General features: G+C 56.3%; 23 protein-coding genes. 7 read left to right on the top strand and 16 right to left on the bottom strand.

All coding sequences use genetic code 11. The annotated features are described in order from the left end of the window. Positions 1–8: 8 nt before the first annotated feature. Together AQS70_RS11670 and AQS70_RS11665 are read left to right on the top strand one after the other, a co-directional pair. Positions 9–1,361 carry a c-type cytochrome gene (locus tag AQS70_RS11670; protein ID WP_055102928.1) on the top strand — a complete coding sequence of 451 codons (1,353 nt, stop codon included), beginning with the start codon at positions 9–11 and terminating at the stop codon, positions 1,359–1,361. A gap of 11 nt (positions 1,362–1,372) precedes the next feature. Further along, positions 1,373–2,392 (top strand): XdhC family protein, encoded by a 1,020-nt coding sequence (locus AQS70_RS11665; RefSeq protein WP_055102927.1) that lies wholly within the window; start codon positions 1,373–1,375, stop codon positions 2,390–2,392. Positions 2,393–2,453: 61 nt separating this feature from the next. Here AQS70_RS11665 and AQS70_RS11660 read toward each other — a convergent pair whose 3' ends face one another. The 3 genes from AQS70_RS11660 to AQS70_RS11650 form a co-directional block, all read right to left on the bottom strand. After that, entirely contained in the window at positions 2,454–3,203 is a 750-nt protein-coding gene (locus AQS70_RS11660; RefSeq protein ID WP_055102926.1) for an SDR family oxidoreductase, read from the bottom strand. A 271-nt stretch (positions 3,204–3,474) separates the two neighbouring features. Next, entirely contained in the window at positions 3,475–3,870 is a 396-nt protein-coding gene (locus AQS70_RS11655) for a LysR substrate-binding domain-containing protein (protein WP_055102925.1), read from the bottom strand. Further along, a complete protein-coding gene (locus AQS70_RS11650; RefSeq protein ID WP_082428091.1) occupies positions 3,831–4,916 on the bottom strand; it encodes a LacI family DNA-binding transcriptional regulator in 1,086 nt (361 codons plus the stop codon). Before AQS70_RS11650 ends, AQS70_RS11655 begins: the two co-directional genes overlap by 40 nt. A gap of 181 nt (positions 4,917–5,097) precedes the next feature. On the opposite strand from AQS70_RS11650, the gene AQS70_RS11645 reads away from it, so the two are divergent. From AQS70_RS11645 to AQS70_RS11635, 3 genes are read left to right on the top strand one after another with little or no spacing between them, the layout of a single operon-like run. Further along, positions 5,098–6,264, top strand: coding sequence for a Gfo/Idh/MocA family protein (locus AQS70_RS11645; RefSeq protein WP_055102924.1), 1,167 nt, complete (start codon positions 5,098–5,100; stop codon positions 6,262–6,264). Next, a complete protein-coding gene (locus AQS70_RS11640; RefSeq protein WP_241492833.1) occupies positions 6,261–7,349 on the top strand; it encodes a sugar phosphate isomerase/epimerase family protein in 1,089 nt (362 codons plus the stop codon). The genes AQS70_RS11645 and AQS70_RS11640 overlap by 4 nt, the downstream gene beginning before the upstream one ends. A 42-nt stretch (positions 7,350–7,391) precedes the next feature. Next, positions 7,392–8,630 (top strand): nucleoside permease, encoded by a 1,239-nt coding sequence (locus tag AQS70_RS11635; protein WP_055102923.1) that lies wholly within the window; start codon positions 7,392–7,394, stop codon positions 8,628–8,630. Positions 8,631–8,715: 85 nt separating this feature from the next. On the opposite strand, the gene AQS70_RS11630 is transcribed toward AQS70_RS11635, so the two are convergent. Together AQS70_RS11630 and AQS70_RS11625 are read right to left on the bottom strand one after the other, a co-directional pair. Beyond that, positions 8,716–9,759, bottom strand: coding sequence for an LLM class flavin-dependent oxidoreductase (locus AQS70_RS11630; protein WP_055102922.1), 1,044 nt, complete (start codon positions 9,757–9,759; stop codon positions 8,716–8,718). A 101-nt stretch (positions 9,760–9,860) separates the two neighbouring features. Further along, complete coding sequence (locus AQS70_RS11625) at positions 9,861–10,346, bottom strand: flavin reductase family protein (protein ID WP_055102921.1); 486 nt, start codon at positions 10,344–10,346, stop codon at positions 9,861–9,863. Positions 10,347–10,670: 324 nt separating this feature from the next. Between AQS70_RS11625 and AQS70_RS11620 the strand changes: the two genes are divergently transcribed. Then, positions 10,671–12,077, top strand: coding sequence for a purine-cytosine permease family protein (locus tag AQS70_RS11620; RefSeq protein ID WP_055102920.1), 1,407 nt, complete (start codon positions 10,671–10,673; stop codon positions 12,075–12,077). 393 nt (positions 12,078–12,470) lie between these two features. Here the strand turns inward: AQS70_RS11620 and AQS70_RS11610 are convergent, their stop codons facing one another. The 5 genes from AQS70_RS11610 to ribBA all read right to left on the bottom strand — a co-directional run bounded on the left by AQS70_RS11610 (position 12,471) and on the right by ribBA (position 17,738). Next, positions 12,471–13,619 (bottom strand): ABC transporter ATP-binding protein, encoded by a 1,149-nt coding sequence (locus AQS70_RS11610; RefSeq protein WP_055102918.1) that lies wholly within the window; start codon positions 13,617–13,619, stop codon positions 12,471–12,473. A 17-nt stretch (positions 13,620–13,636) separates the two neighbouring features. Beyond that, the gene (locus tag AQS70_RS11605) at positions 13,637–14,446 is read right to left on the bottom strand and encodes an ABC transporter permease (protein WP_055102917.1); all 810 of its coding nucleotides are present in this window, start codon (positions 14,444–14,446) and stop codon (positions 13,637–13,639) included. A gap of 6 nt (positions 14,447–14,452) precedes the next feature. After that, positions 14,453–15,391: an ABC transporter permease gene (locus AQS70_RS11600; protein ID WP_156355145.1), complete on the bottom strand. Its 939-nt coding sequence runs from the start codon at positions 15,389–15,391 to the stop codon at positions 14,453–14,455. After that, on the bottom strand, positions 15,376–16,401 hold the full coding sequence (locus AQS70_RS11595; RefSeq protein ID WP_055102916.1) for an ABC transporter substrate-binding protein: 1,026 nt from the start codon (positions 16,399–16,401) through the stop codon (positions 15,376–15,378). Before AQS70_RS11595 ends, AQS70_RS11600 begins: the two co-directional genes overlap by 16 nt. A 227-nt stretch (positions 16,402–16,628) precedes the next feature. Continuing rightward, positions 16,629–17,738 (bottom strand): bifunctional 3,4-dihydroxy-2-butanone-4-phosphate synthase/GTP cyclohydrolase II, encoded by a 1,110-nt coding sequence (gene ribBA / locus AQS70_RS11590; RefSeq protein WP_055102915.1) that lies wholly within the window; start codon positions 17,736–17,738, stop codon positions 16,629–16,631. 71 nt (positions 17,739–17,809) lie between these two features. Between ribBA and AQS70_RS11585 the strand changes: the two genes are divergently transcribed. Beyond that, a complete protein-coding gene (locus AQS70_RS11585) occupies positions 17,810–18,097 on the top strand; it encodes a DUF1330 domain-containing protein (protein ID WP_055102914.1) in 288 nt (95 codons plus the stop codon). A 70-nt stretch (positions 18,098–18,167) separates the two neighbouring features. Here the strand turns inward: AQS70_RS11585 and AQS70_RS11580 are convergent, their stop codons facing one another. The 6 genes from AQS70_RS11580 to AQS70_RS23635 all read right to left on the bottom strand — a co-directional run. Further along, the gene (locus AQS70_RS11580) at positions 18,168–18,731 is read right to left on the bottom strand and encodes an NUDIX hydrolase (RefSeq protein WP_055102913.1); all 564 of its coding nucleotides are present in this window, start codon (positions 18,729–18,731) and stop codon (positions 18,168–18,170) included. Positions 18,732–18,733: 2 nt separating this feature from the next. Next, a complete protein-coding gene (locus tag AQS70_RS11575) occupies positions 18,734–19,486 on the bottom strand; it encodes a GntR family transcriptional regulator (protein ID WP_055102912.1) in 753 nt (250 codons plus the stop codon). A gap of 88 nt (positions 19,487–19,574) precedes the next feature. Further along, positions 19,575–19,964 carry a carboxymuconolactone decarboxylase family protein gene (locus AQS70_RS11570; protein WP_055102911.1) on the bottom strand — a complete coding sequence of 130 codons (390 nt, stop codon included), beginning with the start codon at positions 19,962–19,964 and terminating at the stop codon, positions 19,575–19,577. Further along, complete coding sequence (locus tag AQS70_RS11565) at positions 19,961–21,436, bottom strand: NAD-dependent succinate-semialdehyde dehydrogenase (RefSeq protein ID WP_055102910.1); 1,476 nt, start codon at positions 21,434–21,436, stop codon at positions 19,961–19,963. The genes AQS70_RS11570 and AQS70_RS11565 overlap by 4 nt, the downstream gene beginning before the upstream one ends. Before the next feature lie 72 nt (positions 21,437–21,508). Further along, positions 21,509–21,994, bottom strand: a complete 486-nt coding sequence (locus AQS70_RS11560) for a flavin reductase family protein (RefSeq protein WP_055102909.1) — start codon at positions 21,992–21,994, stop codon at positions 21,509–21,511. 12 nt (positions 21,995–22,006) lie between these two features. After that, the coding region (locus tag AQS70_RS23635; RefSeq protein ID WP_156355144.1) for an aldehyde dehydrogenase family protein at positions 22,007–22,145 on the bottom strand (139 nt) is incomplete at its 5' end.

The raw sequence follows: 22,145 nt of genomic DNA, 5'->3' as shown, positions 1-22,145 counted from the left end.
GAGCCTCCATGAATAACAGCCGATTCGTAAGAGCCGCTGGCTGGCTGGCCGTGCCGTGCTTAGTCGCGGCAGGTCTACTGGCCTGGTATGTCACTCGCGAGCCTGACTCGCGCCTTGAAAACGATCCAATCGCCGTGGCTGATATCGCCCCGGCGCTGGTTACTCGCGGCGAATACGTCGCCAGGCTCAGCGATTGCGTGGCTTGTCACAGCGTGCCTGGCGGTGCCCCCTTTGCTGGCGGTCTGGAAATGGCCACGCCGTTGGGTGCAATTCATGCCACAAACATCACCCCCGACCCTGACACCGGCATTGGTCGCTACAGCTTGGCGGACTTCGATCGCGCCGTGCGCCATGGTGTGGCGCCTGAGGGCCGTCGTTTGTACCCGGCTATGCCTTATCCCTCGTACGCCAAGCTCAGTGACGACGACGTACGTGCGCTGTATGCGTTCTTTATGAAGGGTGTAGCGCCGGTCAATCAGGCGAACATCCCGAGTTCAATTCCTTGGCCGCTGAACCTGCGCTGGCCGATTGCGGTGTGGAATGGCGTGTTTGTAGACGACCAGCCTTATGTGGCCAATACCAATCAAGACCCCGTGTGGAACCGCGGCGCTTACTTGGTTCAAGGGGCAGGGCACTGCGGCAGTTGCCACACCCCGCGCGGTTTGGCGTTCAATGAGAAAGCACTGGATGAGTCGGGTAAACCATTCCTCGCCGGAGCCTTGCTAGACGGCTGGTATGCACCAAGCCTGCGAGATGATCACAACACGGGGTTGGGCCGCTGGAGCGAACCGCAAATTGTGCAGTTCCTCAAAACCGGTCGCAACAGCCATGCGGTGGTCTACGGCTCTATGACCGAAGCGTTCAATAACTCCACACAGTTCATGAGTGATGAGGATTTGGCCGCCATCGCGCGTTATCTGAAGTCGTTGCCGGGTGATCGGCAGCGCGACGGAGCACCTTGGCAGTATCAAGAGGCCAGTGCTGTGACGCAACTGGACACACCGGGTGCTCACACCTACGTGACCCACTGCGCCTCGTGTCATGGCCAAGACGGCAAGGGGCAACCTGATTGGATGCCTCCATTGGCAGGGGCAACTTCCTCGTTGGCCAAAGAGAGCGCTTCGGCGATCAACATAACCCTGAATGGTTCGCAACGTATCGTGGCCGCGGGAGTCCCCGACGCCTATCGGATGCCCGCCTTCCGTGAGCATTTGTCGGATCAACAGATCGCTGACGTGCTGACGTTCGTGCGTAGCACGTGGGGCAATCACGCGGATCCTGTTGAGGCGAAAGCAGTGAGCGAGCTACGAGACAAAACCGATCCGGCCAGCAGCAGCCCGATCATTCTGCACATGCGCTAGAGGAGAGCTTAATGGAAAGCATCGACCTGCTGGTCCTGCGCACTGCGCGGGACTGGCTCGCCGCTGGAGAGTGCGTGCTGCTCGCCACTGTGGCGCGTACATGGGGGTCTTCACCGCGTCCGGTCGGTTCGATGATGGCCTTGCGCAATGACGGCCGAGTAGTGGGCAGCGTGTCTGGTGGTTGCATCGAGGACGACTTGATTCATCGCTACACGACTGTTCATGGTGGGAACGGGTTAACAGACGGCGCTCCCGAAGTGGTGCGCTATGGCGTCAGTGCTGATGAAGCTCATCGTTTTGGCTTGCCCTGTGGCGGCACGCTTGAGTTGATTCTGGAGTTCAGTCCGTCTTGGCAGTCGCTTGAGGACGTGTTGGTGCAGTTAGATGCTGGGCGCTTGATGCGTCGTTGCTTAGCGTTGCAGTCCAACACGGTTACGCTCGAAGCCACGGCAGCGCCGGAGCAATTCAGTTTCGACGGCCAATACATGATCAACACGCTGGGGCCGGGGTATCGGATGTTGATGATAGGTGCAGGTGCACTGGCCGAGTATTTGGCCTGCATGGCCCTGTTCAACGGCTTTAAAGTGGCTGTGTGCGACCCACGCCCTGAGTACATCGAGACGTGGGCGGTGAGCGGCGTGGAGTGCATTGTTGGTATGCCCGATGACGTCGTCCGCGATTTTGCGGTCGATCTGCGAACCTGCATTGTCGCCCTGAGCCATGACCCTAAACTTGACGACCTTGCACTGCTCGAAGCCCTTCACAGCCCGGCGTTTTACATCGGCGCTATCGGTTCTAGGCGCAACAGCCAGTTACGCCGCGAACGTCTGATCGAACATTTTGGTGAAACCCAGGCGTCACTTGAGCGTCTGCACGGGCCGATTGGCATTTACATTGGCAGCAAAACACCGGCGGAGATCGCCGTCAGCGTCATGGCCGAGATCCTTGCCGCCAAAAATGGCGCCAGACTGCCCAGGGAACTCTCAATTGCCAGCTCCAAGGCACACGCAGGTTTGCCAGAAACCCATTGAACTGGAGCCAACCGGGCGCATGTCAGTGCGCTCTAGGCGCACAGCATTGGCGTCAGTCTATTTAAGGCTTGTACTCGGTTAGCTTTCTCAACACTTCAGCGTGTGAGCCGTTTGCTTCTGCAAACCGCAATGGCTTGGTGCGTTCGACCACCAGTTCGCTTGGGGTTGGAGTGGTGTTGAGCAATTCGAAAATCTCATCCAAAAAGGCCTCCAACGGCATGGCCTGCTCGTCGGTTTCCTGCCCCAGCAACGTGGTGCGGACCGCCGGTGGAGCAAGCTCGACAACCTCGATCGAGGTGTCTTCTAGCTGAACGCGAAGGCTCTGAGTAAACGAATGTACGGCCGCTTTGGACGCGCAATAAGTGGGGGTGGCTGGCAGCGGAACAAATGCCAGTGAAGAGCTGACATTGATGATTGTTGCGTTGGGCTGCTTGATCAGATGGGGAGTAAAGGCATACACCATGCGAATCGTGCCCAGTAAGTTGGTGGTAACGATAGCTTCGGCGGTAGCCAAACTGTCCGGATTCGTCAGATCCTCCCAGTCTATGACCCCAGCGTTGTTAATCAACACGTTCAGATTAGGATGGCTGACCGAGAGCGCTTCACTGCTGCGCTGGATGGCCTGCGGATCGCTGACGTCCAGCAATACGGATTCAATACCTGGATGCTCGGTCGTAATCTTATCGAGCAGCGCTTGGCGACGCCCGGCAACAATGACTTTATTGCCCGCCTTATGCAGCCTAAGCGCTAGACCGAGGCCAATCCCTGAGGTGGCGCCCGTAACCAGAATCGTGTTGCCAGTGCTGTCCATCGTTAACTCCCTAAACGCTGCGTAAGCCGACAAGTGCCATACCACTGTCGAGCTATTGTTAAAGGCCAATGATAAGGCCGCAAAGGTTCGTAGTGGGATGACCAATGACGACTTCCCCTTGTCCATTGCTGGAATATGGCAAATGAATGCACTGAGTCAGTCGCCAAAGGGTGTTTCCTGGCTGATGAACTGGGTGATGGATAGTGCGCGCGAGGATCGCCGCGAAAGCCCTAAGGCACATGTTCATCCATCAGCCGTTGCTATGCATGTGTCATGTCGGCGGGCTCAGATACGCTCTACAGGTGTCAATCAATAACGAGCGTAGCCAACGGAGTGCTGGGTCATGATGCGTACGTTCATGCCAAGCCAGGGTCTTGCTAAAGCCTTGGATCGCCAAGGGTGGCTCGCGCACTGCGAGGCCGTCACCATTTAATACCAGGCGCCTCGGCACTACGGCGATTAGATCGCTGACTCGCAAGATTTCGGGCAACACCAGAAAACTAGTGACTGAAACGGTCACCCTTCGAGCGCGGCCCACGCTAGCCAACGCATCGTCGGTGACACCTCGAAACGCCCCCCCAGATGAGGACACAAGAACCTGATCGAGCGCGCAAAACTGGTCCAGCGTTAATGCGCGGGCTTGGGCCGCTGGGTGGTCGGCGCGCATGACGCAGACATAGTGTTCATCGAACAATCCTTTTTTTCAGAACCCTTGGGGCCTGCTGACCGAGCCGCCGCGCTTTGTCTTAAGGTCAATTCAAATGGCAGGATCACATGCCGCTGTGGGTTGGGCTTTTTCTCGATCAAGTTGATCAGCATCTCAACAGCCGTTTGACCAAAGGCTTCAGCGGGCTGCGCGATGGTGGTCAGTGGCGGGTCGCAGTAATGCGCCAAGGGAATGTCATCGAAGCCCACCACAGAGATGTCTTCTGGCACGCAGAGGCCAGACTCTTTGATGCGTTTGAGCGCGCCAATAGCCATTTCATCGTTCTCGCAAAACAGCGCTGTGGGGCGATCGGGCATCGCTATTAGGGTTGCAGCGCCCTCATAGCCCGCGCGCAGGCTGAAGTCGCCGTGGCAAATAATCGCCGGGTCCACCGTGATGCCTGCTTGATCCAACGCTGCCAAGTAACCCGCTACTCGATCTTGGGTCAGCGGGCTGGTCTGTGGCCCCTTGATCAGGCCAATGCGCCGATGGCCTAAATTGATCAGGTGCTCGGTCATTGCTTTGGCGGCCGCGTGGTTGTCTAGGCTGATGGTGAGGTGGCGCCCACCCTTGATCACTTCGCAGGCATTGACGATGGGCGGGGTGTCCTCACGATCTGTGGGGAAGGGGTCGAATGCGCGTAACTGGATCACCCCGTCAGCCTGATGGGCATACACCAGCTCGGCAAACTCACGCTCAATCTCTTCGCGGCCTTGGGTATCGCACAGTAACAGTCGATAACCGGCGGCTTGAGCGGCCTGTTGTGCGCCGCTGATCACTCGCGCAAAAAAGCTATTGGCAATTTTCGGGACCAAAATGACCAAGTTAGCAGTGCGCCGTGATCGGAATTGCACGGCCATCAAGTTGGGGCGGTAGCCTGCTTGCTCGACGGCTGCATTGACCTTGTCCCGTGTGGCTTGGCGCACGCAGTCGGGTGACTTTAGGGTGCGCGATACAGTGGCCACCGAAACTCCGGCTAACCGGGCGACTTCACGAATATTGGACAAAACCACCTCATCTTTGAACGCTACGTCGGGCGAGCTTACAGCAGGTCTGACGGCGCTGAAATCATTGCAGTCGCCAATTCTAGATTTGACAGCCCCGTGACGAAGCCCTAAATTCGCTCAAATGTAACCGGTTACATTTTATTCTCAAAACGCTCTAGCGGCCGTGAAGGGACAATCCGCGATGAATGCAGCACACCCTAAAATACGAATGGGCTTTGTTGGTGGGGGCGAAGGCTCTTTTATCGCCCAAGCACATCGTCAGGCAGCAGGGCTTGATGGGCGCTTTGAACTGGTCTGTGGCGCGTTCAGCCGTGACGCGCAAAACAACCAGCGCACGGGCAACCAGCTGGGCGTGGCAGCTACGCGCTGTTACAGCACGTGGCAGTTGATGCTTGAGGCTGAGCAGGCACTTGCGGTTGAGCAGCGTATGGAACTGGTGGTCATAGTGACGCCCAATCATCTGCATGCGCCGGTGGCCAGCGCAGCTTTAGCGGCGGGTTTTCACGTGTTCAGCGAAAAGCCTGCCGCACTGAGCTTGGCTGAGCTACAGGCCCTAAAAGTCCGCCTGCACAGTAGCGCCGGGCTGTATGGCCTTGCCCATGCCTACCTAGGCTACCCGATGGTCTGGCAAGCACGGGAGATGGTGCGCAGCGGCGTAATCGGTTCTGTGCGCAAGGTACTGGTGCAATACCCTCAAGGCTGGCTTAGCCAAGATGTGGCTGGGCAGGGCAACAAGCAAGCCGAGTGGCGGGGGCGGCCAGAGTTATCCGGCTTGGGCGGTTGCATCGCAGACATTGGTACCCATGCGTTTTCATTGGCCGAGTTTGTCGCCGACCAAAAGGTCACTCACCTGTGCGCCACCTTGGGCGTACACATCGAAGGTCGTCAGTTGGACGATGATGCCGCGATGCTGTTCAAGATGGAGAAAGGCGCCAACGGCGTGCTGGTCGCCAGCCAAGTCTGCGCGGGTGAAGAAAACCCGCTGAGCATTCGCGTCTACGGGGATAAGGGCGGTTTAGAGTGGCGCCAAGAACAACCTGCCAGCCTGATTCATCGCGCATTAGACCAACCCCTGCGTATCTTGCGCTCTGGCACCGGGCAGCCGTGGTTGTGTGAAGCCGCGAGCCAACGTATGCGCTTACCCGCTGGGCACCCAGAAGGTTACTTGGAAGCCATGGCCAATTTGTATGGCGACTTTGCTAAGGCCATTCGCGCGCAGGTTGAGGGCAATACCGCGCCGGGCGTACCGGGGATTGAGGTGGGTTTGCGGGGCATGGCGTTTATCGAGACAGCCATTGCCAGCCATCACAGCGATGCTAAGTGGACCCCTCTGGAGTGCAACGTATGAAACAACCAACACCGGACATGAGGCCTCAAACCTTGCGCGGGCCGGGGATCTTTTTGGCGCAGTTCATTGCCGATGAAGCACCGTTTGACACGTTGGCCAATATCGCCCAATGGGCGGCGTCCCTAGGTTACAAAGCGATCCAACTACCGACTTTAGGCACGCGCTATATCGACCTCGAACGCGCGGCTGAAAGCCAGAGCTATTGCGATGAACTGAAGGCTGTATGCGCTAACGCCGGGGTGGAAATCAGCGAGCTGTCCACTCATTTACAAGGGCAGTTGGTAGCTGTACACCCGGCCTTTGATGCGCTGTTCGATGATTTCGCCCCGATGCATCTACGCGGTCAACCTCAGGCGCGCACGGAGTGGGCAATTGAGCAATTGAAATTGGCGGCGCGGGCCAGTCAACGTTTGGGGCTCAAGGCCCATGCAACCTTTTCCGGCGCATTACTCTGGCCTTATGTGTACCCGTGGCCGCAGCGCCCAGCCGGGCTGGTGGAGTTAGGTTTTGCAGAATTGGCGAAGCGTTGGTTGCCAATCCTGGACTGTTTTGAGGAGGCGGGTGTCGACCTGTGTTACGAAATTCACCCTGGTGAAGACCTGCACGACGGCGCCTCATTTGAGCGTTTTCTTGAGGCAGTCGACCATCATCCTCGCGCGGCCATTCTGTATGACCCCAGCCATTTGTTGCTTCAGCAAATGGATTACCTAGGGTTTATTGATCGTTATTACTCGCGTATCCGTATGTTCCACGTCAAGGATGCCGAGTTTCGTCCGGACGCGCGCTCAGGTGTATACGGCGGTTATCAAGGCTGGGTTGAGCGCCCCGGCCGTTTTCGTTCATTGGGTGATGGCCAAATCGACTTCAAGTCGATTTTCAGCAAGCTGACCCAATACGGCTTTAACGGCTGGGCCGTGTTGGAGTGGGAATGCTGCTTAAAAGACTCCACCCAAGGCGCTGCCGAAGGTGCAGCGTTCATCCAAGAACACATGATCACCCGAAGCCAAAAGGACTTTGACGATTTTGTCAGCGTGGCCAGCGACGCAGCTTCCAACAGGCGGTTGTTGGGTTTGCCTGACGCCTGAGTTTCACCTGTTTCTTTCAATAACAATAAAACGGTGATTGGTATGACGTGGATGACTGCGCGCTTGAGCGCCATGATGTTTTTGCAGTTTTTTATCTGGGGTGGCTGGTTCGTTACTCTGGGTACTTTCCTTTCCAGCCAATTGAGCGCCACTGGCGGCCAGATTGGCATGGCATTTTCGACCCAGTCTTGGGGTGCGATCATCGCGCCATTCGTGATCGGGCTGATTGCTGACCGTTTTTTCAACGCCGAACGAATTCTTGCAGTCCTGCATTTGGTGGGCTCTGTATTGCTGTATCAGCTTTACCTGGCGCCAGACTTCAACACCTTTTACCCCTACGTTCTGGCCTACATGATGGTCTACATGCCGACTTTGGCATTGGTGAACTCGGTGGCCTTCCGGCAAATGCGCGACCCGGCATTGGAGTTTGCGCGGATTCGGGTATGGGGCACGGTGGGCTGGATCGTCGCGGGAGTGGTGATCAGTTTTGTCTTCGCTTGGGACTCGAAGGCCGCGATCACGTCCGGTGGCCTGCGCAACACCTTCTTGATGGCGGCACTGGCGTCACTGGTGTTGGGCATGTACAGCTTTACGTTGCCGCGCACGACGCCGCTCAATGCCCGCGAAACAACCCGAACCGGCCTGAAGCAGATCCTCGGGCTGGATGCGTTGGGCTTGCTCAAAGACCGTAGCTACTTGGTGTTTTTCATTGCCTCGATCCTGATCTGCATCCCGCTGGCGTTCTATTACCAAAATGCGAATCCGTTTCTCGCGCAAATCGGCATGACCAACCCCACGGCGAAAATGGCTATCGGCCAGGTATCCGAAGTGCTGTTCATGCTTGTGCTGCCCCTGTTCATTCACCGCCTCGGTATCAAACTGGCCTTACTGATGGGCATGCTGGCGTGGGCCTTGCGCTACGTGCTGTTTGCCTACGGTAATAACGCTGACTTGGCCTTTATGCTGTTCACTGGCATTGCGTTGCACGGTATTTGCTACGACTTTTTCTTCGTGTCCGGGCAGATCTACACCGATGCTAAAGCCCCAGAGCGCTTTAGAAGCTCGGCCCAAGGTTTGATCACGTTGGCTACTTATGGCTTTGGCATGCTGATCGGTTTCTGGATCGCGGGCCATGTTTCGGACTACTACACAACCCCTACTGGCCATCAGTGGCAGAGCATCTGGCTGTTTCCAGCGTTCTTTTCTCTGGGCGTGGTGTTGGTGTTCATGGTGGCTTTTCGCGATGCGCGCAAGGGGGAAGTGGCAGCAGCCAAGGTTTGAAAGGGCTTAACGATGGGCCATGCGAGTCTTCTAAAAAGACACCGTATGGCCCTCATTGCCAGAGTGAGTCGGGTGCGTCTAGGACTCAGCGGAAGGCGGGAACCACGTGTTTGATAAATAGCTCTAGGGACTTTTTCTTTTCCGCATGGGGCAGGCTGTTATCGCACCAAAAGCTGAACTCATCGACGCCTAGCGTTTGGTAGTACTGGATACGCGGGATGATTTCTTCTGGGGTACCGATCATGGCCGTTTTGTGCAGGCTTTCTAACGTGAACTCTGGACGTTCGGCGAACTTCTCTTCCGGGCTCGGCTCAAGAAACCCGTTGACCGGCACTTGCTTATTGCCAAACCAGGCATCAAAGGTGCGATAGAACTTGGCGATAGCCTTAGCCCCAACTTTCCAACCATCGGGGTCGTCCGACGCGTGAACGTGGGTGTGGCGCAGAACCATCAGTTGCGGACGTGCTACGCCCGGATTGTTGTCCAACGCAGCCTGGAATTTGTTCTTTAAGTCGAGGACCTCTTCGTCGCCCTTCATCAGCGGCGTGACCATGACGTTGCAGCCGTTGGCCACGGCAAAATTGTGCGAGTCTGGGTCGCGGGCAGCGATCCACATCGGTGGATTGGGTTTTTGGATTGGCTTCGGCACGCTGGTGGAAGTAGGAAATTTCCAAATATCGCCATCATGAGCGTAGTCGCCTTGCCACAAAGCACGCACCACTGGAATCATTTCGCGCAGTGCCTGACCGCCAGAAGAGGCGGGCATGCCGCCCGCCATGCGGTCGAACTCCACTTGATACGCGCCACGTGCTAACCCGACCTCCATACGACCGTTGCTGATCACATCCAGCAGTGCGCATTCACCGGCGACCCGTATTGGGTGCCAGAACGGGGCAATGATGGTGCCTGCGCCGAGATGGATGGTGGTGGTCTTGCCGGCCAGATACGCCAGCAGCGGCATCGGACTTGGCGAGATGGTGTATTCCATGGCGTGGTGTTCGCCGATCCAGACCGTACTGAACCCACCGGCTTCGGCCATCAGGGTCAGTTCAGTCAAGTCTTCGAACAGCTGACGGTGGCTGATACTTTCGTCCCAACGTTCCATGTGCACGAACAGGGAAAACTTCATGACGCTTACCTCTAATTTTTATTGATGACCCGCCGATCGGGCGTCGGAAGGCTGGCTAGGTGTGTATCAAAATTCGCGTTGTGTTCCAAATCTTCTCGGATTTAGGCCGGCACTGGCAGAGCGCCCATTTTGCCGTGGCAGTACACCATTGGACCTGGCTTGTTCTGGGGCACGATCAGGTTCTTTACCGCGCCGACCATAATCGCGTGATCCCCCCCTTCATATTCACGCCATAGCTCGCATTCAATCACCGCGGTGGCGTTCGCTAAAATGGGGTTGCCCAAATCACTTAAGGTCCATTCGATACCTTGGGCCTTGTCTTTGCCTTTGCGCGCGAACGCATAGGCTTCGCTTTGCTGGCCGCCGGAGAGAACGTGGATAGCAAAGCGCTTATTCTTTATCAGCACCGGATAAGAGTCGGAGCTGTAGTTGGGGCAGAACAGCACCAGAGCCGGATCCATGGACAGTGAGCTGAAAGCGCTGGCGGTGAGGCCGACAATTTGGCCGTCGTCATCCAGCGTGGTAATCACCGTCACGCCGGAAGGAAACGAACCCATCACTTGTTTGTAGATGGCGGCATCAATCATGGGGCGGTCCTCTAGCGATGTGGTACGGGTTTTATATATTTGTAGGTCTGATGGTATACCGTAATACATAGTTTGCAAGGGCTTTTTTTTTGACCCGATAAACGTACTGGTTAATAACTCTACTCAATGTTTACGGGGGGTTTAGCCTTAAAAAGGTCGGGTTAACTTCGATATATGGCAGCACAGGCGGGGATTAAAAGACCGGATCAGTCTTGTTTAAAAGTTGGAATACCATAATATGGTCTGCATCTGAGGGGTGGCCAAAATGCCTCCCCGGTTTGGCTTCGTACAACTATAAGATTAGACAAACTAGAGTGCCTGCTCATGTCCCAGACGTCCCGGCAAGACCCCTTGATCGAGAATCACACGGTCGATTACGTTCCACTCGCGGAACGCCATGGTAAGGCCCGCGATCTATTCACTTTATGGTTCAGCACCAACATTGCACCGCTGCCCATCGTGACCGGTGCCATGGTGGTTCAAGTGTTTCACTTGGACCTGCTCTGGGGGCTACTGGCTATTGTGCTTGGGCACATGATCGGCGGTTTGGTGATTGCCCTCGCATCGGCTCAAGGGCCGCGTATGGGGATACCGCAGATGGTGCAGAGTCGCGGCCAGTTCGGTCGTTATGGTGCGCTGCTGATCGTGTTTTTCGCGGCGATCATCTACATCGGTTTTTTCATCTCCAATATCGTCTTAGCTGGCAAATCCATTGTGGGCATCGCGCCTTCAGTTCCGGTGTCGGCGAGCATCCTCATCGGTGCGTTAAGTGCTACGGCGATTGGGGTCATCGGCTACCGATTCATTCACACCCTTAACCGTATCGGCACTTGGGTGATGGGCAGCGCGTTGCTGGCGGGCTTCCTTTATATCTTCGCCCACGATCTGCCCGCTGACTTCTTAACACGGGGTAGTTTCAACCTCTCGGGATGGTTGGCAACGGTGTCCTTGGGGATCATCTGGCAGATCAGTTTCTCGCCTTATGTATCGGACTATTCGCGTTATCTGCCAGCCGACATCGGGATCGCCAAACCTTTTATCGCCACGTATCTGGGTGCAACCCTGGGGACTATTTTGTCGTTTTCTTTTGGCGCGGTGGCGGTCTTGGCCACTCCAGAAGGCACCGAAGCGATGGCTGCTGTAAAGCAATCCACCGGCTGGCTAGGGCCGATACTAATGGTGCTATTTTTGCTCAACATCATTAGCCATAACGCGTTGAATCTGTATGGCGCGGTGCTGTCGATCATTACCTCGATCCAAACCTTCGCCAGCCAATGGACACCGAGCATAAGAGTGCGCGTGGTGTTGTCGAGTGTGGTCTTGGCCGGTTGCTGCCTTGTCGCATTGAGTGCTTCTGCGGACTTTATCTCGCAGTTCATCGGGTTAATTTTGGCGTTGTTGCTGGTGCTTGTGCCGTGGGCGTCAATCAACTTGATCGACTTCTATCTGATCAAGCGTGGGCACTATGATATTGCTTCGATCTTTCGTGCCGATGGCGGGATTTATGGGCGTTTCAATTGGCATGCGATCGTTGCGTATTTCATTGGGATTATTGTGCAACTGCCGTTTGCTAACACCTCGTTGTATGTCGGGCCGTACGCCAACTTGGTCGAAGGGGCGGATCTGTCATGGTTGGTGGGGTTGGTGGTGACCTGTCCGTTGTATTACTGCCTCGCCACGCGCGGCCAGGCGCAACAACAGAAGGCGGCGAAACTGGGCTACACCCACTAGTTACCCATTAAGTTGTACGTTTGAAATGCCCAGCGATTGCTGGGCATTTTTGTTGGGTGTGTCTGCGACGAGTGCGGATGCTTGCTCGCGACCCTGAGCTTTCATAGATCACAAGATCCCGAGCAATCGAGCGTTGACCGACTGCTACAACCCATCTTTATGATCTGTTTTGTGTCATCTGCGTTGCTGCGACCACAACCGGCGCTGCTTCTGCTTTTGGTAGGAACTGCCGAAGGCTGCGATCTTTTGATCCTTAAAACAAAAGATTGCGAGCAAGCTCGCTCCTGCAAGTGTGTGCAACAGCCAAAGCAAAAAGGGCCGCCACAACCCGACGTTGTGGCGGCCCAAGGGTGACAAATCATTCACGGCCTACTGGCATAGGGCGACGCTAGATCAATGAGCTCCAGCCGCTTTATTCAAATCACTTTCAGCCCATTCGGTATACACGCACGCATCGGCGGTCGCCCAGCGTACCCTGACGGGGTCGCCGGTCTTCATTGACAGACCAGCAGCAGAGAGGGCTTTGACGGTCATTGAGGTGCCGCCTACCGTGGTGACTGTGCAGGTCTGGCTTTCACCTAGGAACAGCACCTCGCCGACAACCGCTGATACTTCATTCCAACCTGCCGCCAGCGGTTCCTGACGGGCCTGCTCAGCGGTTAATGCCAACGCCTTCTCAGGCCGAACCATCAGCAATACGTCCTGATCGGTTTGCAGACCTGCGGTCAGTCGAATAGACAATGAATGCCCTTCAAACGTAGCGACCGCATTGCCTTGTGCCTTGAGTTTGAGGAAGTTCGAGTTACCAAGGAAAGACGCAACAAAAGCATTCGGTGGGTTCTGATAAAGGTCATAGCCGCTGCCCAATCCGACAATTTTGCCGTGACTGAAAATCGCAATGCGCTGAGACAGGCGCATGGCCTCTTCTTGGTCATGGGTCACGTAGACAATGGTAATGCCCAGACGCCGATGGAGCTGGCGCAGTTCGTCCTGTAAATCCTCACGCAGCTTTTTGTCTAAGGCACCCAGCGGTTCGTCCATCAGCAGAATGCGCGGTTCGTAGACCAGCGACCGAGCAATCGCCACACGTTGCTGCTGACCGCCAGAAAGCTGCGATGGGCGGCGATGGGCGAAAGGTTCCAACTGGACCAGTTTGAGCATGGCATCGACTCGGCGCTCGCGCTCAGCGCTGGCCAGTTTGCGAATAGCCAGCGGGAAGGCGATGTTGTCGCGGACCGACAGGTGCGGAAACAGCGAGTACCGCTGGAACACCATGCCAATATCACGCTTGTGGGGCGGTACTTTTACCATCGACTGGTTGTTGACCAAGATCTCGCCGCTGGTAGGGGTTTCGAAGCCCGCGAGCATCGACAGGGTCGTACTCTTACCTGAGCCGCTGGAGCCTAAAAAGGTGAGGAACTCACCGTCCTTGATGTCCAGCGAGATATTGTCCACGGCCGCAAAGTCGCCGTAGTGCTTGTTTAAATTGCGCAGACTTACCAACGGTTGATTGTTTTGCTGAGCTTTAGTCACTGCACTCATGTCGTACTCCTGTGCGCTCAGGCGCTAATTGGGTTGCGCCGGCGAAGGGCGGCGGCGATCACCATGACCAATACCGAAAGGCCGATCAGCAGCGTTGAAGCCACGGCGATTACGGGCGTCAGGTCCTGGCGCAGGGTGGTCCACATCTTCACGGGAAGGGTTTGCAGGGTCGGGCTGGCCATCATCACGCTCAGCACCACTTCATCCCATGACACTAAGAAGGCAAACAGCGCCCCGGCGACAATGCCCGGACGGATGCCCGCAAAGGTCACCTTGAACACCGCTTGCAAGCGTGAGGCCCCGCAGATCACTGCCGCATCTTCAATCGACTGATCGAACAGCTTCAGTGAGTTGATGATCGAAATGATGGTGAACGGCAACGCGACAATGACGTGGCTGACCACAAAAGCGAACATCGTCCCGGTGTACCCCAGCTTCAAAAACAGCGCGTACACCGCCACCGCGATGATCACCAGTGGCACGATCATTGGCAGGGTGAACAGGCCGTATAGCATTTCACGGCCTGGGAAGCGACCGCGCACCAGTGCAAAGGCGGTAGGAAGGCCCAGCGCTACGGCAAATATCGTGGTCAGCACTGCGACTTTAAGACTGGCCACGGCCGCGTTCATCCAGTCGGGGTTGGAAAAGAACTGGCTGTACCACTTTAACGTCCAGCCCGGCGGAGGGAACACCAGCCACTGGGAGGAGCCGAATGACAGCAGCACGATAAAAACGATCGGAAGTAACAGGAACAGCGCGATCATTCCAGTCGTGAGGTACAGGCCGAAGCGCATGCGTCGGCTCATGGCATTGGGGGTTAGGAGCATGGCAACTTACCTCGCGTTGCTGGCGCCAACCGGAGATTCCGGCTGAAGCTTCAGGTAGAAGTAGAACAACACCAGCGTAATCACGATCAGCAGTGCGGCGCCGGCGCTGGCCAAGCCCCAGTTTAGGAATGACTGCACCTGCTGGATGATGAACTCGGGCAGCATCATGTTCTGCGCACCTCCTAGCAACGCCGGGGTCACGTAGTAACCGAGTGACATCACGAACACCATGAGCCCACCCGAGAACAACCCCGGCCGACAGAGCGGCAAGAACACTCGAAAGAAGTTGGTCCAAGGGCTGGCGCCGCAGATCGAACCCGCTTGCAGGATCATCGGGTCGATAGCCTGCATGGTTGCCTGCAGCGGCAGCACGATGAACGGGATCATGATGTAGCTCATGCCGATCACTACGCCGGTCAGGTTGTGCACCATCTCCAGCGGCTGGTCGATGATGCCCATCGCCATCAATGCTTTGTTGATGACACCTGACGCTTGCAACAGCACCAACCAGGAATAGGTCCGGGCGAGGAGGCTGGTCCACATCGACAATAAGACGATATTGAGGATCCAGCGGCCCCAACCGCGCGGTACCAAGGTGATGGCCCAGGCAAGTGGGAAGCCGAGCAGCAAGCTGAACACAGTCACCAGCCCGGCCACCGAGAAGGTGTTAAGCAAGACCCGGGCATAGGCCGAGTTGGCGAACAATTGTTCGTAGTTTCCTAGCCCTGGTACAGGCTCCAGCACGCCTCGCAGTAATAGCCCGATCAGTGGCGCCAGAAAGAACAGCCCCAAGAACAGTAGGGCGGGGATCAGTTTACTTGCGCCACGCCAGCGCTGCGCAAGTGAAGAGGGTGGAGTCACTGCCAAGCTGGCAGCGCCAGTGGCGCTCCCAGCGTGGATGGATTGACGGGGGGCGGATGCCGCCATTTTTATTTGACCAGCCATTCGTTCCACCGTGTCGCAATCGCCGGACCGTTTTTAGCCCAGTACGCGAAATCAAGAGTGATCTGATCATTGGCGTAAGCTGTTGGTAGGTTAGGTGCTAGCACCGAATCCAGACGCTCGACGCTGTCGATATTGACCGGTGCATAGGCGGTCAAGTTAGAAAAGTCGGCTTGCCCTTTAGCGCTGCTCGCATTGGCCAAAAACTTCATGGCAGCGGCCTTGTTTTTTGCCCCTTTGGGCACGACCAGAATGTCAGCCATCACCAAGTTTTGCTTCCAGCTCACGCCCACTGGGGCGCCGTCTTCTTGCAGGGCATGAACCCGGCCGTTCCAAAACTGCCCCATGCTCACTTCGCCAGAAGCCAGCAATTGCTGCGACTGAGCGCCGCCGCCCCACCAGACAATATCTTTCTTGAGGGTGTCGAGTTTGTTGAAGGCGCGATCCAAATCTAGCGGATAGAGCTTGTCGGCGGGTACACCGTCGGCCAGCAAGGCTAGCTCAAGCACGCCAGGGCTTGGCCATTTGTAGAGGGCGCGTTTGCCGGGATACGTCTTGGTGTCGAACAGTGCGGCCCAATCTTGAGGTTTTTTGCCGCCAAGTTTGTTTTCGTTGTAACCAAGGACAAAGGAGAAAAAGAACGAACCCACCCCATGATCAGAGACAAATCGAGGGTCGATTTTGTCGCGCTGAATAACTGTGAAATCGAGGGGTTCGAGCAGACCTTCGGCAGCGGCACGCAGAGCGAAATCGGCTTCGACATCGACAACGTCCCACTGCACATTGCCACTTTCGACCATGGCTTTGAGTTTGCCGTAGTCGGTAGGACCATCTTGGACAACCGTGATACCAGTGGCTTTGCTGAACGGATCGGCCCATGCCTGCTTTTGTGCATCTTGGGTGCTTCCGCCCCAACTGACGAAGTTGACGCTTTCGGCCGCCATTAATGCTTGGCTGGTTACGCTCAGCAGTCCTGCAAAAAGTATTGCGGTTGCACGTGTCTTCAACACCATTTTTACGCCCTCATTGTTGTGATTATGAGCGGGGCTTTTTTTGTGCCCGCCTATCGGGAGCAGTCAGTCCATTTGGCCTTTAGAGGTCATCCGGTCTATGGAATATCATATTATGGTATTCCAAACTTTGTGCAAGCATTTTGCCTTACCGGCTATCAGCGAAAAGTGTTTTTTTAACGTCGGGTCAACCGGCCGTGACCCGCCTATTTATTGAACGAACTTATGCATTAATCGGTGAAAGGGATGCTCTCGACCACCTCTAGGTTATAACCGGTCAAGCCCGCATATTTCAGAGGAGGGCCCAGATGACGCAGCTTGCCCACGCCAAGGTCCTGCAAAATCTGCGCACCGGTGCCGACTTCAGAATAGATACGCGATTGAGAGCGGCTGAATTGCTTGGGAGACTGAGTGAGTTGTGGCACGCGTTCTAGCAGCGCTTGTGAAGACTCATGGTTGGCCAGTACCACCACCACGCCACGGCCTTCCTCGGCCACTCGCTGCAACGCGGCCCACAACGTCCAGTTAGAGGGGCCGCTGTACTCAGCGCCCACCAAGTCGCGCAGCGGATCAATCACATGCACGCGCACCAGTGTGGGTTCGTCCCGGTGTAATTGACCCATGACCATTGCCATGTGGACGCCCCCTTCGATACGGTCTTCGAACGTGAACAGTCTGAACGTGCCATGCACCGTGGGCAGTTCACGCTCGCCAATGCGTACCACCGTGTGTTCAGTGCTGAGGCGGTAATGGATCAGGTCAGCGATGGTGCCGATCTTGATCCCATGCTTGCGCGCGAACACCTCCAGATCTGGACGGCGAGCCATGGTGCCATCATCGTTCATCACTTCGACGATCACTGAGGCCGGGGTGAAGCCCGCTAGGCGTGCAAGGTCGCACCCGGCCTCGGTATGGCCAGCGCGCGTCAGTACGCCGCCTTCCTTGGCGCGTAACGGGAAGATGTGACCCGGCTGGACAAGGTCGGTGGGGCCGGCATCTGCGGCTACGGCAGCGGCTACAGTGCGCGCACGGTCGGCGGCAGAGATGCCGGTGGTGACGCCGATGGCAGCTTCAATGGACACAGTGAAGGCAGTGCTGAATACGCTGCCATTACTCGGCACCATCTGTTCCAGTCCGAGGCGTTGGCAGTGATCCTCGGTGAGGGTCAGGCAAATTAGGCCACGGGCTTCGCGAGCCATAAAGCTGATCGCCTCTGCCGTGCAGCGATCGGCGGCGAGCAGCAAATCGCCTTCGTTTTCCCGATCTTCGTCATCGACCAAGAGCACCATCTTGCCTTGACGGTAATCTTCAATAATTTCTTCAATACTGTTAAAGGCCATATGGGAGTTCTCAGTGTGTGATAGAAATATTATGTGGTATACCATAATACAAATTAAACCGAGAGGTCATTATGAAGGCGTACTGGATTGCTCATGTCGATGTCAGCGAAGCCGATCAATACAGCCAATACACTCAGCGCGCGCCAGCGGCCTTCGCCTTATATGGCGGGCGGATATTGGCTCGGGGTGGGCGCAGTGAAGCGCTGGAAGGCGGTCCCACTCCACAGCGCAATGTGGTAATTGAGTTTGACTCGTACGAGCAGGCGCTGGCTTGCTACCAGTCCGAGGAGTATCAGGAGGCGAAGCGGCACCGCGAGGACGTGGCCCAAGCCCAGATTATTATTGTCGAGGGGGTTTAGCGCTGAGTATGGTCATTGATCGCTCCTGTGCGCTGCGCAGGGGCGATCGCATTCTCAATGAGCGAGTCGGCTAGCGAATGAAGTGGATTTTGCCTGTGTCATCGTTGCCTATGTAAATACCGTAAACCCCGGCTAGGCGTTCCTCTATATAACGCTCAAGGATCTGCCGGATTGCCGGGTAGTAGATGCTGTCCCAAGGAATATCTTCGGGAGCAAAGAACTTGTAGTCGAGGGTTTCCGGGCCGTACTGGCCAGTAATCTCCAGCGCGATAGCGCGGAAGATGATGTACACCTCGCTGATTTTCGGCACGCTAAAGATCGAGTAGGGCGAGAGAATTTCAGCGCGTACACCGGTTTCTTCCCACACTTCGCGTAACGCTGCTTGTTCGGTAGTCTCGCCACCTTCCATAAAGCCTGCGGGCAGCGTCCAAGTGCCAGGACGCGGCGGGATAGCGCGCTGAGACAGCAAATACTTGCCTTCCTGCTCAATGATGCAGCCAGCAATTATTTTCGGATTAATGTAGTGGATGTAACCGCAGCCGCGGCACATCAGGCGCTCGTGCGTATCGCCCGGCGGTAGCTGATGACCGAGGTCATGGCCGCCGCACTTTGGACAAAAGCTCGGGCTGAACATGTTTAGCGACCTATGCGCGGTTCTTTAAGCGCGATTGGCAGGGTGATTGCCGGGATCGCCCCGGTTTCTTCCTGCTTGCGCTTGAGGTAATCGAGAGCGACCGCGGCGGCGGCGCGAACGTGATCGACACAGGCTTGGTGAGCGGCAAGAGGGTCGCCACTTTTAATAGCCTCGACCATGCGTACCATTTCAAGATTACTCGCACCGCGGCGGTTTTCTTGGGACACAGACGTCGCCCGAAGGTAGCTGATACGTGCCTGCAACTGACGCAACTGGGTCGCCGCGATATGGTTGCCCGAGCCTTCGAGCAATACATCGTAAAAGCCCTGAACCGAGTCGATGACCTGTTGCAGCTCGCCGTCTTTGAGGGCGTTGCGGTTTTCCTCAAGGGCTTTTTCCAGAGCCTTAATGTCTTTGGCTTTGGCGCGCAGAGTAAATAACTGGACGATTAGACCTTCGAGGACACAACGCAGCTCGTAGATATCCCCGGCATCGGAAAGGGTAATGATCGCCACCCGTGGGCCCTTGGCATCGGCGAACTCCACCAGACCTTCGGATTCTAGGTGACGCAAGGCTTCGCGAACGGACGTGCGGCTGACGCCCAGACGATCGCACAGATCGCGCTCGACCAGACGGTCACCCGGCAGGAGCTGGAAGTTCATAATGGCGCTTCGCAGTTTATCCAGCACGATTTCGCGCAGGGTAACGGGGTTGCGATTGACCTTAAAGCTGTCGTCGAGTGGCAGGCGTTTCATGGGGTCCGCTCTGTGTGTGGCTGTCCATGCAAAAAGAGCACGTGGATCATAAAGATCTTCGTGCTCGGTCAGATCGAACAGCCAAGGGTTAACTGGAGGCCTCTGCATCGGCTTCTGCGAACGCTTCGCGGGCGAGCCGGAAACTGTCTACGGCAGCGGGAACACCGCAATAAATACCGACTTGAAGCAGAATTTCGCGTATTTGCTCACGTGTCAGTCCATTACGCAACGCGCCACGCACATGTAATTTGAGTTCGTGAGGCCGATTGAGCGCCGAAATCATTGCCAAGTTTATCATGCTGCGCTCTTTAAGCGACAAGCCCTCACGGCCCCAGACGTGGCCCCAGCAGTACTCGGTGACCATCTCTTGAAGTGGCCGGGTAAAGTCGTCAGCGTTTTCGATGGAACGCTTAACGTAAGATTCGCCCAACACTTGAGTACGAATTTTCAGGCCCTGTTCAAATTTTTCGTTGCTCATCGTTGCATGCTCCCGAAGTCTTCCAAGCCACCCATGAGGGTGTATTTGAGTTCCAGATAATCTTCGATGCCGTACTTAGATCCTTCACGGCCCAGCCCGGACGACTTAATCCCGCCAAACGGCGCAACCTCAGTAGAAATCAGCCCTTCGTTGATCCCCACCATGCCGTACTCCAGCGCTTCGCTCATGCGCCAAGCGCGGCCCAGATCTCGGGTGTAGCAATAAGCAGCTAGGCCGAACTCAGTGTCGTTCGCCATATTCACTGCTTGTGCTTCATTATCGAAACGGAACACGGCGGCCAAGGGGCCGAAGGTTTCCTCTTGCGCGACTTTCATCGAAGCGCTCACGCCAGTTAGAACCGTAGATTGGAAGAATCCGTGGCCCAAGTCATGACGTTGACCACCGCAGTGTAGTTGGGCGCCCTGAGCAAGCGCATCTTGAACGTGCTCTTCGACCTTGGCCACGGCACGCTCGTTGATTAGCGGGCCTTGAGTCACGCCGACGTCGAAACCGCTGCCGGTCTTCAGTTGCCTGACTCGTTCGGCGAGGCGGGCCACGAATGCATCATGGATACCGCTCTGCACCAAGAAGCGATTGACGCACACACAGGTCTGTCCGGCGTTACGGAATTTGGCGATCAGCGCGCCTTCTACCGCGCGCTCTAGATCGGCGTCATCAAAAACAATAAACGGCGCATTGCCTCCTAATTCCAGCGAGACTTTTTTCAGTGTGGGTGCGCACTGAGCCATCAACAATTTGCCGATGGCGGTCGAACCGGTGAACGACAACTTACGGACCAACGCACTGGCCGTCAGTTCGGCACCAATCGCCACGGCGTCACCGGTAATCACGTTAAAAATACCCCGTGGAATACCCGCTTGTTCAGCCAGAGCGGCCATGGCCAAAGCTGAGAACGGGGTTTCGGGTGCTGGTTTAACAATGCATGGGCAGCCCGCGGCCAGCGCAGGTCCGGCCTTGCGGGTGATCATTGCGGCGGGGAAGTTCCACGGTGTGATGGCCGCGACGACACCGATGGGTTCCTTGCTAACCACTATCCGCGCATCGCCTTTGTGGCTCGGAATGGTGTCGCCGTAAATGCGTTTGGCTTCTTCTGCGAACCACTCGATGAAGCTCGCAGCATAGAGAATTTCGCCTTTGGCTTCAGCCAACGGCTTGCCCTGCTCAAGGGTGATGATTTCGGCGAGTGCGTCAGCATGCTCGAGCATCAACGCATGCCAGCGCTTCAGGATCTGGCTACGCTCTTTAGCCGTCAATGCACGCCATGCTGGCCACGCGTTGTTGGCGGCAGCAATGACTTGGCGCGCTTGCTCGGCACCCATATTTGGCACCCGGCCGAGCAATTCGCTGGTGGCCGGGTTAAAGACCTCCTGAAAGCTGCCGTCCGGTGCGTCGAGCCATTGGCCGTCGATATAGGCTTGCTGGCGGAAAAGTTTCAAAGCTGCTGGGCTCATGCCGAATCCTGAGAACAAAGGGTTACGTGAGGGCGCTGTGGCGTGCTCGCACATGGAAAATGACGCGCAGATTCAGGTCAGGGCGGGCAGAGCACCCAGCTTGCCCTTGTGGTAGATCATTGGCGTAACAGGCTGATCAGGCAAAATCAGGTTCGTGACTGCACCGACGATAATCGCGTGATCACCGCCGTCGTATTCGCGCCACAGCTCGCACTCAATAATGGCCGTGGCGTTGCTCAGCAGCGGGTTACCCAACGCGCTCATCTGCCAATCAATACCACTGGCCTTGTCTTTACCTTTACCGGCAAACGCATAGGCTTCGGCAGTCTGCTCGGCAGCCAACAGATGAATTGCGAACCGCTGACTGTTGCGCAAGATCGGGTACGTGTCAGAGGCGTAGTTAGGGCAGAACAGCACCAGTGCCGGGTCCATCGAGAGTGCACTGAAAGCACTGGCGGTAATGCCGACGATGCCGCCGTCCGGGCCTAAGGTGGTAACCACCGTGACTCCGGAAGGGAAGGAACTCATGACGTCTTTGTATATGCCGGGTTCGATCATCTCGGTGGGCTCCTAACGCATCACAAATGGGTCAGGCATCGGCGCCTGGGAGAGGTTGATCCATACCGTTTTCAGTTCGGTATAGGCCAGCACCGAGTCGATGCCGCTTTCGCGTCCATAGCCACTATTTTTGAAGCCGCCGATCGGCGCC

This window comes from Pseudomonas endophytica (assembly GCF_001411475.1).
In the GTDB taxonomy this organism is placed as follows: Bacteria; Pseudomonadota; Gammaproteobacteria; order Pseudomonadales; family Pseudomonadaceae; genus Aquipseudomonas; species Aquipseudomonas endophytica.
This window is presented reverse-complemented; position numbering and strand designations above follow the sequence as displayed.